At 64.2% G+C, this 12,823-nt stretch carries 15 protein-coding genes; 7 read left to right on the top strand and 8 right to left on the bottom strand.

The features are described from left to right. Genes CLV47_RS00075 through CLV47_RS00065 form a run of 3 tightly spaced genes read right to left on the bottom strand, consistent with a single transcriptional unit; the run spans position 1 to position 1,842 of the window. Positions 1-822 carry a maleylpyruvate isomerase family mycothiol-dependent enzyme gene (locus tag CLV47_RS00075; protein ID WP_106346967.1) on the bottom strand — a complete coding sequence of 274 codons (822 nt, stop codon included), beginning with the start codon at positions 820-822 and terminating at the stop codon, positions 1-3. Then, the gene (locus tag CLV47_RS00070) at positions 819-1,523 is read right to left on the bottom strand and encodes a mycothiol-dependent nitroreductase Rv2466c family protein (RefSeq protein WP_202862295.1); all 705 of its coding nucleotides are present in this window, start codon (positions 1,521-1,523) and stop codon (positions 819-821) included. Before CLV47_RS00070 ends, CLV47_RS00075 begins: the two co-directional genes overlap by 4 nt. 52 nt (positions 1,524-1,575) lie before the next feature. After that, the gene (locus CLV47_RS00065) at positions 1,576-1,842 is read right to left on the bottom strand and encodes an acylphosphatase (protein WP_177557439.1); all 267 of its coding nucleotides are present in this window, start codon (positions 1,840-1,842) and stop codon (positions 1,576-1,578) included. 101 nt (positions 1,843-1,943) lie between these two features. On the opposite strand from CLV47_RS00065, the gene CLV47_RS00060 reads away from it, so the two are divergent. Next, positions 1,944-3,500, top strand: coding sequence for an FMN-binding glutamate synthase family protein (locus tag CLV47_RS00060; protein ID WP_106346965.1), 1,557 nt, complete (start codon positions 1,944-1,946; stop codon positions 3,498-3,500). A 31-nt stretch (positions 3,501-3,531) separates the two neighbouring features. Here CLV47_RS00060 and CLV47_RS00055 read toward each other — a convergent pair whose 3' ends face one another. The 4 genes from CLV47_RS00055 to CLV47_RS00040 all read right to left on the bottom strand — a co-directional run bounded on the left by CLV47_RS00055 (position 3,532) and on the right by CLV47_RS00040 (position 6,960). Then, positions 3,532-4,815 carry an acyl-CoA dehydrogenase family protein gene (locus CLV47_RS00055; RefSeq protein WP_106346964.1) on the bottom strand — a complete coding sequence of 428 codons (1,284 nt, stop codon included), beginning with the start codon at positions 4,813-4,815 and terminating at the stop codon, positions 3,532-3,534. Between the two features lie 274 nt (positions 4,816-5,089). After that, positions 5,090-5,683 (bottom strand): hypothetical protein, encoded by a 594-nt coding sequence (locus CLV47_RS00050; RefSeq protein WP_106346963.1) that lies wholly within the window; start codon positions 5,681-5,683, stop codon positions 5,090-5,092. Between the two features lie 137 nt (positions 5,684-5,820). Continuing rightward, the gene (locus CLV47_RS00045) at positions 5,821-6,444 is read right to left on the bottom strand and encodes a YqgE/AlgH family protein (protein ID WP_106346962.1); all 624 of its coding nucleotides are present in this window, start codon (positions 6,442-6,444) and stop codon (positions 5,821-5,823) included. Between the two features lie 90 nt (positions 6,445-6,534). After that, on the bottom strand, positions 6,535-6,960 hold the full coding sequence (locus CLV47_RS00040; protein WP_106346961.1) for a flavodoxin: 426 nt from the start codon (positions 6,958-6,960) through the stop codon (positions 6,535-6,537). Positions 6,961-7,061: 101 nt separating this feature from the next. Here CLV47_RS00040 and CLV47_RS00035 point away from each other — a divergent pair, with 101 nt between their 5' ends. From CLV47_RS00035 to CLV47_RS00015, 5 genes are all read left to right on the top strand, one after another. Further along, complete coding sequence (locus CLV47_RS00035) at positions 7,062-7,937, top strand: helix-turn-helix transcriptional regulator (RefSeq protein WP_106346960.1); 876 nt, start codon at positions 7,062-7,064, stop codon at positions 7,935-7,937. Positions 7,938-8,027: 90 nt separating this feature from the next. Continuing rightward, the gene (locus tag CLV47_RS00030) at positions 8,028-9,059 is read left to right on the top strand and encodes a zinc-binding dehydrogenase (RefSeq protein ID WP_106346959.1); all 1,032 of its coding nucleotides are present in this window, start codon (positions 8,028-8,030) and stop codon (positions 9,057-9,059) included. 91 nt (positions 9,060-9,150) lie between these two features. After that, entirely contained in the window at positions 9,151-10,035 is an 885-nt protein-coding gene (locus CLV47_RS00025; RefSeq protein ID WP_106347453.1) for an aldo/keto reductase, read from the top strand. Further along, positions 10,028-10,417 carry a DUF2255 family protein gene (locus CLV47_RS00020; protein WP_106346958.1) on the top strand — a complete coding sequence of 130 codons (390 nt, stop codon included), beginning with the start codon at positions 10,028-10,030 and terminating at the stop codon, positions 10,415-10,417. Before CLV47_RS00025 ends, CLV47_RS00020 begins: the two co-directional genes overlap by 8 nt. A 37-nt stretch (positions 10,418-10,454) precedes the next feature. Beyond that, the gene (locus tag CLV47_RS00015; RefSeq protein ID WP_106346957.1) at positions 10,455-10,862 is read left to right on the top strand and encodes a (R)-mandelonitrile lyase; all 408 of its coding nucleotides are present in this window, start codon (positions 10,455-10,457) and stop codon (positions 10,860-10,862) included. 118 nt (positions 10,863-10,980) lie between these two features. Here the strand turns inward: CLV47_RS00015 and CLV47_RS00010 are convergent, their stop codons facing one another. Continuing rightward, positions 10,981-11,598 carry an NADPH-dependent F420 reductase gene (locus tag CLV47_RS00010; protein ID WP_106346956.1) on the bottom strand — a complete coding sequence of 206 codons (618 nt, stop codon included), beginning with the start codon at positions 11,596-11,598 and terminating at the stop codon, positions 10,981-10,983. Positions 11,599-11,725: 127 nt separating this feature from the next. Between CLV47_RS00010 and CLV47_RS00005 the strand changes: the two genes are divergently transcribed. Beyond that, on the top strand, positions 11,726-12,328 hold the full coding sequence (locus CLV47_RS00005; RefSeq protein WP_106346955.1) for a TetR/AcrR family transcriptional regulator: 603 nt from the start codon (positions 11,726-11,728) through the stop codon (positions 12,326-12,328). The last annotated feature ends 495 nt before the right edge of the window (positions 12,329-12,823 follow it).

Genomic DNA, 12,823 nt, shown 5'->3' with positions numbered 1-12,823 from the left:
CTAGACGGTGAAGGCCATGTTGCGGGCGATCTGCATGCCCAGGTCGTGATCGCCGTCGACCTGTACGTCGGCCAACAGCGGGTCGACGTCGCCGCGTCCACCGGTCAGTCGAGCAAACGTCCCCACCGGCATCCGTAGTGTCGTCTTCGGGTCGGGGAGTTCGTCGACGACCGCGGCCCGACCGTCGACCTTCACATGGAAGACCCGCTCCACCGGGTCACCGAGTGAGATCGTCACCGAACTCCCGTCCGGCGCCTTCGCTTTCCTACCGACGATGTAGCCGAGGCCGGTCGCGATCTCGTCGAGCGCAACGTTCATCGGCGCGCCGTATTCGACGGCCAGTACGCCGAGCGCGTCGCGGATGTCGCACTCGTGCAGCCAACAGTCGTAGACCCGGATCCGCATAAACCGGCTGTAAGTACCCTCCCCGGCTGGAGTCCATGACGGGCGGTGCCATTCCTCGTCAGTCATCGCGCTCATCACGGCCGTACGCCGATCGACGATATCGGCCCACCGCGCGCACATCTGCTCGCCGGAGTCGCCTTTGAAACTCTCCACCCAAAGCTCGTTGCGGGCACCGATCTCGTTGTGAATATGCGGCCGCTCCGCCGAAATCTCTTTAACAGAGGACTTTTCGCCTAGAAGCATTAGCTCGGTGCCCATGATGTGGGACGCGACTGCTTGAACATCCCACCCTGGCAATGGGCTCGGACGTTTCCAATCCGCGGCGTTTAGCCCGGCGAAGAGGTCCGTCAGTGCGGCGTACTCCTCGAAATATGCCGACAGCACGCGGTCTTTGGCGAGTGTGGGATCCAAGCTCATGCGGGTTTCTCCTCGAGTTCGACGACCTTGCCACGATTGATGCTGATCCAGTCACGACCCTTGATATAGGGCTGAAGTACGTCGCTGATCCGATCCCTGTCCGCTGGACCCTTGGGACGTTGGAGCTCATACACGTGGGGAAACTCGAGCATGCCGGTCGTGAGATCCCATAGCCGCAGGGCAGCATCGTCGCGAGGAGGATCCACGAGCACCGGGCCGAATAGGGCCTGACCGTCGGCGAAGAACAACGTCGGTACGCCGAACCCGCCAGCGTCAATAACCCTTTGATGATCGGCCTTGATCTCGTCATGCGTGGTCGGGTCGGCAAGCGCATCGTCGAAGATCGCGGTTGGGGCGCCGATCTCGGCGAGGAGTTCGCGGGCGCGGTCCGGGGCGTGCGGCGTACCAGCGTCCTCGTGCAGATCCTTGCCGATACGGGCATACCAGGCGTCGAGTAGCTCCGGATCCGTGCGGCGCAGCGCGACGCCGATCCGCATGAGCGACCAACCATACGACCAGTCACGTTCCCACGGATGCTTCTTACCCTCTGCGAGGTTGACCTCTTCGAGACTGAAGAAGTGCCAGTTGATCTTTAAGCCCGTCTGGCGACGTACGTCCCTGATCCAGACCGCAGTCTGGTAGGCAAACGGGCACATCGGGTCGAAGTGGAAGTCGACCTCGGTCGGCATGTGAGTACTCATAAAGCACACGTTCCCACGTCTTTGCCCGGCCGTCCATTCTGGGCGGCGTGGATCACCGGATTTCAAACCGCGTCTCGTGCTCGACCGGTTCCTCGGCGATCTCCACATGCTGGACGTCGGCGTACGCCGGACCGCTCGCGCACCACTGACACATCGCATCGACCGCGTCTCGCTCACCTTCGAAAACCGCCTCGACCGCACCGTCCGCGTTATTGCGCACCCAGCCGTTGACGCCGTACTCGCCGGCCATCCGGCGGCAGGTATCCCGGTAGAAAACACCCTGGACCCGGCCGGTCACGATTACGCGTCTTCGAATCATCGGGCTGGCACTCTTTTCGTGAACTACGCATTTCGTGAACTACGTCGCCTAATCATGGCCAACGCGTACGCCGACGTACAAGGGCTGGTAGGACTGGGGCCATGAAGAAGTGGACTCTTGCTTTGCCCATCGCCGCCGCCGGTGCGATCGCCGCACGCGACCTCGTACAGCGAAAACACGCGCTACTGCGCAACTATCCGGTGGTCGGCCACGGCCGCTACTTGCTGGAGTCGATCGGCCCGGAGCTCCGCCAGTACATCACCACCAACAATGACGAGGAACGCCCGTTCAGCCGCGACCAACGACGGTGGATCTACGCGTCGGCGAAGCTGGAGAACAACTACTTCGGATTTGGCACCGACAACGATATCGAATATCTGCAGGGCTATCCGATCATCAAGCACCGGACATTCTCAGACGTCGTACCACCGTCCCGACCGCATTCCGCCGACGACGTCGCGGTCCCATCGGCGAAGATCCTCGGCGGGCCACGCAATCGCGCCAAGGCCTTCCGCCCCTCCTCGCTCGTCAACATTTCGGCAATGAGCTTCGGATCCCTTTCACCTCAGGCGATCACCGCTCTCAACCGCGGCGCGGCACTCGCTGGATGTATGCAGAACACCGGTGAGGGCGGGCTGTCGCCGTACCACCGCAACGGCGGCGATCTCATTTTCCAGATCGGTACGGCGTACTTCGGCTGCCGCGACGAGCACGGCCGGTTCGACCTGGCGCGACTCAAGCGGCTCGTGGAAGACGCTCCGGTCAAGGCGATCGAGATCAAGCTCAGCCAGGGCGCGAAACCCGGGTTAGGTGGACTGCTGCCCGGGGCCAAGGTAAACGCGCAGATCGCTGACATCCGCGGCATCCCGGCAGGGGAGGATTGCGCGAGCCCATCACGGCATGCCGAGTTCGGCAATGTCGACGAACTGCTCGACTGGGTCGAACACATCGCGGCCGAGACAGGACTTCCGGTCGGGATCAAGTCTGCGGTAGGGCATTCGGCCTTCTGGGAGGAACTCGTCGAGAGGATGGCCGACGGCCAGCGCGGCGTCGACTTCATCACGATCGACGGCGGCGAGGGCGGAACCGGCGCGGCACCGCTTACCTTTAGCGACAGTGTCGCGTTGCCCTTCCGAGTAGGATTCAGCCGTATATATACGCTTTTTGCGCAGGCGGGACTGACGGACCGGGTCACATTCATAGGGTCGGGCAAGCTCGGCGTACCGGAAAATGCATTGGTCGCGTTTGCCCTCGGTGTCGACATGGTTAACGTCGCCCGCGAGGCGATGCTGTCGATCGGCTGCATCCAGGCACAAAAATGCCACACCGACAGATGTCCGACCGGGGTGGCCACTCAACATCCGTGGCTGACCCGCGGACTCGACCCGGCACTGAAGTCGGTGCGTGCCGCGAACTACCTCAAGACGCTGCGCCGCGACCTCATTAAAGTCTCCGAGGCCTGCGGCGTACTGCATCCGTCGCTCATCACGACCGACGACATCGAGATCATGGACGGCCAGGAGAGCGGCGTACCACTGCAAGAGATCTACAGGTACGACGCGGAGTGGGGCCGTCCGTCCGACGCCGACCGCGCCCGGATCACCGCACTAATGCATGCGGAAGCACCTCAGGGCGGGTCGGGGCCAGACAGCGACTAGATTTGCGCGAGACAGGCCGGTGGGTGAAGCGTTACGGGCGCATGACTGGCACTTCGTCGCCGGACTCCTTCTTGCGCGAGCCCACTGTCGGGTTGATGCGGAAGGTGCCGTCGTACTTGAGGATCTCGCGGCGGGCGATCGTCATCTTGTGAACCTCGTCCGGACCGTCGGCGATCCGCAGGGTGCGCATGCTGGCATACATCTCGGCCAGCGGCGCGAACTGAGTGACGCCCGCGGCACCAAACACCTGGATCGCGTCATCGATGATCTTCAGCGCCATGCGCGGCACAGCAACCTTGATCCCTGAGATCTCGGCGGCCGCGGACTTGTTGCCCACGGTGTCCATCAAGTGCGCCGTACGCAACACGTACTCGCGATGCATGTCGATATTGATGCGGGCCTCGGCGATCCAGTCCTGGATGATGCCTTTCTGCGCAACGCTGGTGCCGAACGTCTCGCGCTCCAACGAACGCTTCACCATCAACTCCAACGCACGCTCGGCAACGCCGATCGAGCGCATGCAATGGTGGATGCGTCCTGGACCAAGACGCGCCTGGGAGATCGCAAATCCGCTGCCCGGCTCGCCGAGCAGGTTTTCGGCAGGGACCCGAACATTTTCGTAGTGGATCTCCGGGTGGCCGCCACCGTGGTCGAAGCCGAACACGTGCGGCTGGCGCCCGATCGAGATACCAGGGGTGTCTTTGGGCACGACGATCATCGACTGCTGCAGATGACGCGACGCGGACGGGTCAGTCTTGCCCATCACGACGAGCACTCGGCAGTTCTCGCGCATCGCGCCGGAGGAGAACCACTTCGTGCCATTGAGGACGTACTCGTCACCATCACGCTCGATCCGCAGACCGATATTGGTGGCATCAGACGACGCGACCGCCGGCTCGGTCATCGAGAATGCCGAGCGGATCTCGCCCTCCAGCAACGGGTCGAGCCAGTCCTTCTTGACCCGATCGGAGCCGTACATGTTCAGGATTTCCATGTTGCCGGTGTCCGGGGCTGCACAGTTGAGCGCCTGCGAGGCGAAACCGACCTTGCCGAGCTCCTCGGAGATCGGGGCGTAGTCGACGTTCGACAGCTTCGTGCCGGGCGCGCCGGGATTCAGGTGCGGGATGAACAAGTTCCACAGACCACGTTCGCGTGCGGCCTTCTTCATATCGTCGAGGATCGCCGGGAAACCACTGTGGCCCAGCCGCTCGGCCTCCGCGTGGTATTCGTCCACCTTCGGGTAGATGAACTCGTCCATGTATGCCTTGACCTGCTCGAGCAGATCCTTGCCCTGCTGGGTGAACTCGTACGCCATCAGTGGTCTCCTTGTGTCAACAGATTGCCGTAGGTCGTGCCAGTAACCTTCACCATTGCCGCGCGATGTAACAACCGCGAGCGCAACGGTCAGCATGCCGCTGAGCCGGACAGCCAGTGCGTGAACTAGCTCCGAGCCCCCACTCCGAGGAAACCCTTTGAAGACAGCACGCCGGCGCGGCAATGCATAGGAGCAGTATCACACGCTCAGCATCCTATGAGTACGTTGGTCATCCACCACGCACAATCTCCGCGCCGCGCGCAACGCCTCCGGTTTAGCGCTCCGGCCGCGGATCGTCGAGCCGGGGATCGACTACATCGGGATCGACTCCGTGCGGATCAGCGGTCCGGGGGTCGCCGCGGCGCCCTTCGGTACCACGAGGGTCCATCGCGGGACGCTCAGCATTCCGCACGTCTGCCGCCTCCGCGTTGCCGGTCGAGCGCGGCATATCCGGCGCGATCGGGTCGTTCACCGCGTTGCGGTTGCCATTTGCGTCGATATCTGGGTCAACGCTGTCGGCCTTCGCCAGTTTCTCCTCGACACCACCGCGTACCGTCTGAGCCTGTTGGCCGTGCTGACGGGCGATCCGCTCCTGCTTCTCGGCCTCGAGCCGGGCCTGCTCGGCATTTGCCTGCGCCTCGGCTGCCGCTGCCTCGCGGCGCTTTACCTCCACGGCCTCCTGATGGGCATCCTCACGCAGTTCCGAGGCCTTCTGACGTTGCCGCTTTTCGGCCTCGACACGCTCTCGATGCTCGATGACCGCACGTTCCTTCGCCTTACGTTTGGCCGACTTGGCCGCCGAGACAGCGATGCCGATGATGATCAACACCACGACTACCGCGATGATTACCCAAACCCACCACTTCATGTGAACCTCCTCGCTGAGGTGCGACGCGCGCTCGGTGGAGCGCAATCACGGCGCACTAGATAACGCCGTACCCAGGAATCGGGATCGGAAACATCCAAGCTCAGTACCCGGCCCGACGATTACGGGACGGATCGTGGTTAGTTGCGCTCGGGATTGGCTGGGCAGCTACGCAGAAACGCCGAGTGCCCTTGCTGGCGGGCCAGTACGCCGCGCCACAGGCCCGCCGACTGCGCAGAGATCACGTCGTTCAGTTCGCTTGGTACGCACAACCACGCGCCCTCGGCGATCTCGTACTCCAACTGAGAGAAGCTCCAGCCGGCGTACCCCCGGAACAGTCGCACTCCGGCGAGTTTTCCGTCGACGTACGCCGGGTCGACGTCACCTTCCAGTCGATACAGCGTCTGAGACCGGTAGTCGTGGACAGCTACGACGTTGTCCAGCTCGAGATCCTGCCGGCCAAGGCCCAGGCACATCACCAGATCAGGTTCGCACGGCCCGCCTCGGTGCACCATGCGCGGCATCGCCGCAAGCTGCCACCATTCCGGTACGGCGGACATCACGTCTTCGCGGGTCGACTCGTTGATGATGACGCCCTGAAAGCCCGCGTCGTACGCCGACACCAGGTAGACGACGGTGTGGTCGAACGTCGGATCGCCGAGCGTGGGCATGGCAACGAGGAGGCGCCCGACCTCCGGTCGCGTCAGAGACTGAGCGTCCGGATAGGAGCCTCCGACCCATCGTTCCGACTCGTTGCTTGCCACCTGACTATCATCGCAGCCGATCGCGAAAATCGCTAAGGGCGTTCGGCTGCCTAACCACCCGCGAAGACAGTGAGCGTGACGCCCCGTCGCTTACCGCACCGCAAGTGCATTAGCTTTCAGCCATTCGTCGCGTTCTAGGCCAGCATCTGCCACGATCTCACCGCGGATCGCCAGACCGTCGCCGACATCAACGTTTGGGAGTGCCGCACGATAATCGTCGTCAGTGCCGCTCAGACCGCTGACGGCGTAGGTAACGAACGGCAGGATCGATTTCCCGGTGAGGTCCGCGCTTTCAACGAAGGCGGACATGGTCATGGGCGCTCGCATGTTCCAAACTGGGCTGCCAATTAGCACCGTGTCGTAGCCGCTCGTGTCAGGCACCTTTGCCGCTATCGTCGGTCGCGCGTCGGCGTTCTGCTCTTGCTGGTTGCGCACGATCACGAGGACTTTCCCGGTGTGCAACGGCGCGGGCTTGGTGAACCTAGAGCCGTGTGGGGTGAGGACTGCTGAAGGCATGCTCCAAGTGCATCGCGATCCTTCTGGCGGTGGAAGTGACCGCTGATCCGTGTACTGCCAGTACGCCCCAGATTCGAGACCTCCGGCTTACCGTTGACGTCATGGACCAGACGAACGACGTGGCGCAGTTCCTGCGGAGCCGGCGCGATCGGATCACCCCCGAGCAGGCGGGCATCATTGGCGGCGGCCGGCGGCGAGTGCCGGGGCTGCGGCGTGAGGAGGTCGCGATGCTGGCTGCGGTCAGCGTCGACTACTACGCCAAGATGGAACGCGGCGACCTCGCTGGCGTGTCAGCGGAGATTCTCGACAGCCTGGCTCGGGCGCTGCACCTAGACGAGGCCGAGACCGAGCACTTGAACGATCTCGCCCGCGCCGCGGGCCCGCAACCGGCCTCGCGGCGGCGACCCGCCGAGCGGGGAATGCGCCCGAGCCTGCAGCGGTTCCTCGACGCGGTTATTGGCGCGCCGGTGTGGGTACGCGACCGGCGGATGAACTTCCTCGCCGCGAATCCGCTCGGCCGGGCGATGTACGCGCCACTGCTAGAGGATTCGTCGAACCAGGCGAACACCGCACGGTTCATGTTCTTCAACCCGGCGGCGCGGAACTTCTTCCCGGACTGGGACAAAGGGGCGGACGATATTGTCGCCACCCTGCGCGGGTACGCCGGGCAGAATCCCCGTGACAAGGCGCTGACTGACCTGATCGGTGAACTGGTCACCCGCAGCGACGCGTTTCAGCAGCGCTGGGCCGCGCACAACGTGCGGCACCATCGCACCGGAATCAAGCGGATCAACCATCCCGCAGTCGGTGACCTTGAGCTGGTGTACGAGGCGATGGACCTGCCCGCGAACCCCGAGTGGCACATGTTCGCCTACACCGCCGAGCCGGGGAGCCCGACCGAGGAGCGGCTGAAGCTACTAGGCAGCCTCGCCGTCACTGTCCCCGAACCCGCCGGAGACGACGCGCCCCGACGCTGAACCTGCCCTTCCTGCCCATCCCACCGCCGTTGTCCCTGGCACGGCGGGTGAATCAGCGATCCCAAACAACTCCTAAGGAGACCTGACTACATGCGAGCCACCGTTATGTACGGCGCCGGCGACGTCCGAATCGAGCACGTCCCCGACGCCTCGATCGACGCCCCTACCGATGCGGTCGTCCGCGTCACCGGTGCCGCGATCTGCGGCAGTGACTTGTGGCCGTACGGCTCCAAACCTGCCGATTCCGCACCGCAGCGCATGGGTCACGAGTTCATCGGCGTCGTCGAAGACCTCGGCTCGGCCATCACTACGCTGCAGCGCGGTGACCTGGTGATCTCCCCGTTCCTATGGCAGGACAACACGTGTGACTACTGTCGCCGCGGCCTGACCTCCTCGTGCCGACACGGTGGCGGCTACGGCCACGCCAACGACGGAGGCCAGGGCGAGGCAGTCCGAGTTCCGCAGGCGGCAGGGACTCTCGTCAAGCTCAACGTCGCGCCGGACTCGTCGCTGATGCCATCTCTGCTCACCCTTACCGACGTGTTCTGTACCGGCCATCACGCCGCCGTCTGCGGCCACGTCGGCAACGGCAGCACGGTCGCCGTCGTCGGCGATGGCGCGGTCGGCTTGTCCGCAGTGCTCGCCGCGCGTCGCCTTGGCGCCGAGCGCATCATCCTGATCGGACGGCACACGGTGCGCACTGACGTGGGACGTGAGTTCGGGGCCACCGATGTCGTCACCGAACGCGGCAGCGAGGCCACCGCACTAGTCCGGGACCTGACCGGCGGGAATGGTGTCGACGCCGTCCTTGAGTGCGTCGGTCACGCGGATGCCCTTGAGACCGCATTCGGCGCGGTCCGCGACGGCGGATACGTCAGTCGCGTCGGAGTCCCGCAGTACACCGAGGGACCGATCGGCATGGACATGATCGCGCGCAACCTCACGCTTACCGGCGGGGTCGCACCTGCCCGCGCCTATCTCGAGCAGCTGTTGCCCGACGTCCTGGACGGCACGATTGAGCCAGGCAAGGTCTTCGATCGCACCGTCGATCTCGCGGGCGTACCCGCCGGCTATCAGGCGATGGCAGACCGGCAAGCACTGAAGGTCGCGGTCACGCCATGACAACGCCATCCACCAAACCCATCACCGTAAAGGCCGCGCATCTCGCCGGCGGCATCGCACAGAGCACTCACTAGATATGGAGCTGCACATTATGATCCCCACATTCACCCTGAACAACAGCGTGGAAATCCCGGCGATCGGTCTCGGTGTCTTTCAGACCCCGCCGCAGGAAACCACGAAGGCAGTCGAAGCCGCGATCGCCACCGGTTACCGGCACGTCGATACCGCGGCCGCTTATGGAAACGAACGCGAGGTTGGCGAGGCAATCCGCCGCTCGGGCGTCGATCGCTCGGAGATGTTCATCGAGACCAAGGTGTGGATCTCCGACTACGGCTACGAAGAGACGCTGCATGCGTTCGACAAGAGCGCCGGCAAGCTCGGCGTCGAGCAGATCGACCTGCTGATCTTGCACCAGGCGCTTCCCAGCGCGTTCGACCGTACGATCGGCGCTTACCGAGCCCTCGAGAAGCTTCTCGCTGATGGCCGTGTCCGCGCGATCGGTGTCAGCAACTTCATGCGCACACACTTACGGGACCTGCTGGATGCGACGTCGATCGTGCCCGCGATCAACCAGATCGAGCTGCACCCGTACTTCACCCAACCCGACGTACAGGCCGCGGACGCCGAACACCAGATCCTCACGCAGGCGTGGTCACCTATTGGTGGCATCACCTCCTACCGCGGCGACGGCACCACGCGCAGCACCTTCAACGACCAGACCATCACCGCCATCGGCGAGCAGCACGGTAAGACGCCCGCGCAGGTCATGTTGCGCTGGCAGTTGCAGCGCGGGCGTTCGGTGATTCCGAAGTCCACCAAGCCCGCCCGAATCACCGAGAACTTCGCCGTCTTCGACTTCGACCTCACCGGCGAGCAACTCGACGCACTCGACAAGTTAGACACAGGCATCCGTGGCGGCCCCGAACCGGAAGCCGTCACGCTCGAAGACTTCGGACGCGAGATCCCCGATGCCTGAGGGCAACCGGTGGACCGCCGCCGAGCTCGCCGCCGTCGACGACACCGAAATCAAGATCGCGTCCCGACGTAGGGACGGCACTCTACGTCCCGCCCGAATCGTGTGGGTCGTACGCCACGACGATGCTCTGTACGTCCGGTCGGTAAATGGCCCGGACGCGACCTGGTATCGAGGCGTGCAAGCCCGGCATCAAGGCATGATCAGCGCCAGTGGTCTGCAGCGAGACGTGTCCTTCGTCGAAGCCGACCACACGCCGGACAACGCCCTGGACGACACGCTCGACGCCGCGTACCGAATCAAGTACGGCCAGTGGCCGGGCCCGACCGAGCGGATCACGAGCACGGAGGCGCGGCGCACCACGCTACGGCTCGATCCCGCCTGAATCAACCTGCAACAATTCGCTGAATAGGAGCACCACCATGGAACTTCGACCGGCCGCCGCGACGGTGAAGACGCCCGCCAAGAACTTCACCGGCGACGTCTATATGAACCCCCTTTTCACCGGCGATGGCACATCCCGCCTGGTCACCGCTCTAGTCCGGTTCACGCCGGGCGCCCGCACGCACTGGCACTCCCACACCAACGGCCAGCTGCTGCATTGCACCGATGGCATCGGTCTGGTCGCCACCCGCGATGGCACCGTGATCCGCATGCGCGCCGGGGACACAGTGTGGACCCCAGCCGGGGAGGAACACTGGCACGGCGGCACCGCCGACAACATGATGTGCCACTACGCGATCCTCAACGAAACCCCGGCCGCCGATGCCACCACGTGGCTGGAACCGGTTAGCGACGAGCAGTACAACGCCGCCAACCGCGCCGGCTGACCAGGCAAAGTGCCAGTCGAGGTTCGCCTTGGAGCGCGATGAGATCTCGCGCTTACCGTCCGCCGGCGGAGTCGGTTGACGAGTACGACCGCGGCTATGTTTAGCCGGGAGAGAATTTTCAGATGGCTGCGGCGCTCAAGGCGATCTCGAACCCGGCGCCGCTGCGTGCCACGCCCACCAGGACGATGCCGGCCCATTCAAGGCCGTGGGCCATCTCGAGCCCTCCTGCGTCGAGCGCCCGCAGGTCCAAGCTCTCCAGAAACGCGGCGACGCGTGCCTTCGCCTCGGCGCTGTCGCCTGCGAGGAACACGTCCATTGGTTTGTCTGCAGCAAGGACGCCGCCGAAGATCGTGTTCAGTGCCTTCACCACGTGCGCGTCCTTGGGAGCGGCGGCGGCGATCTGCTCGGACACCGAGTTGCCCGAGGTAGTCACGAGTCCGCTGGCGTCGGCGTTGAACGGATTGGTGATGTCGACGAGGATCTTCCCGGCCAGCGCATCCCCGTACTGCGCAACCGCGTCAACCGCGCCGGCGTACAGGACGGCCACGATGACGATGTCACCCGCCGGCGTTGCGCCGTACGTGCCGACGGTGGCTCCCTTACCGATTTGGTCGGCGAGGGCTTGAGCCTTGGCGGTGTTGCGGCTCATGATCTCGACGGTGTGGCCGTGCTTCGCCGCCCGGGTGCCGATGGCGCCGGCCATGTTGCCCGAGCCGATGATGCTGATTGTGGTCATGACGGGTGTCCATTCATTCGCGATGTCGGTGCTAAGTACACCGATCTGCGTACTTAACGTAACAGCACGGCATGCGGTGCGCAAGCTATGCACACCGATCGGTACCCAAGTGGGCTACGCTGGGGTAATGACAGCATTGGAGAAGGGGCCGCGGGGCCTGCGCCGCGGCAGGGGCGCGCGCGAACGCATCCTCAGCGCGTCACAACAACTGTTCCGCGATCAAGGCATCAACGGCACCGGCATCGACCAGCTCTGCGCGGCGGCTGAGGTGTCCAAGCGCACGCTCTACCAACACTTCACCGGCAAAGACGAGCTGGTCGCCGAATGCCTACGCCGATTCGATCCCGACATCCTGCCCGAGGTCTTCGACCGCACCGACCTCACACCTCGCGAGCGCCTCCTCGCCGTATTCGACATGCGCGCGCCCCTGTGCCCATTCATCGGGGCGGCCGTGGAAATCCAGGACCCGGGCCATCCAGCACGTGTACACGCTCGCAACTACAAAAACGACTTTGCCGCCCGACTCACCGACACCGCACGCGAGGCTGGAGCCACCAACCCCGAACAGCTCGGCGAGCAACTGGCGCTGCTCCTGGACGGCGCCTCAGCCCGCGGCCGAGTCCTCAACACCGAAGCGTTCACCACCGCCGCCGCCATCGCGGCCGTCCTCATCGACAACGCCATCCCCACGGCAGCGGCACCGGCCGGCGCAAGGGCTGTCAAGTCCTGAAAAGAGCCCTCGACCCATCGTTCCGAACCGCTGCCCATCATCGCGACCGATCGCAAAAATCGCTAAAGGGCTCATGCGGGTCTGGCAAGTGTCCGAGAGTACGTCGCAATAGGCTCACTGGGCATGCGTCTAAGAATGATCGACAATTGGTTGATCGAGGACTTTGCGTACTAGCTTGGATCGATGCCGGTCGCTGGCTTATTCGCGTCTGTTGGCGAGGGTGATGCGGTGATGCAGTACCGGTGTCCTGGCCTGGTCGATCCACGCGGGTGGCCGCCAATGCGGCAGGCCACCGATCATCACCGATTCCCAGTCCCGGTCCTCGAACGCGCGGTGGTGATACCCACACACCAGAGTCAGATCATCAATATCCGTCGGCCCACCGTCCCGCCACGCGGTGACGTGGTTAGGTCGGCCTGGGGCGCGGTTCCTGAATTACTCCGGGCCCGTTTCCCCAGGCCGCCTTCCGAACCCGGCGTGCGACTTTCACCGCAC

It is taken from the genome of Antricoccus suffuscus (genome assembly GCF_003003235.1).
GTDB lineage: Bacteria > Actinomycetota > Actinomycetes > Mycobacteriales > Antricoccaceae > Antricoccus > Antricoccus suffuscus.
Note: the sequence above shows the minus strand (reverse complement) of the source record. Positions and strands in the feature narration are given on the sequence as shown.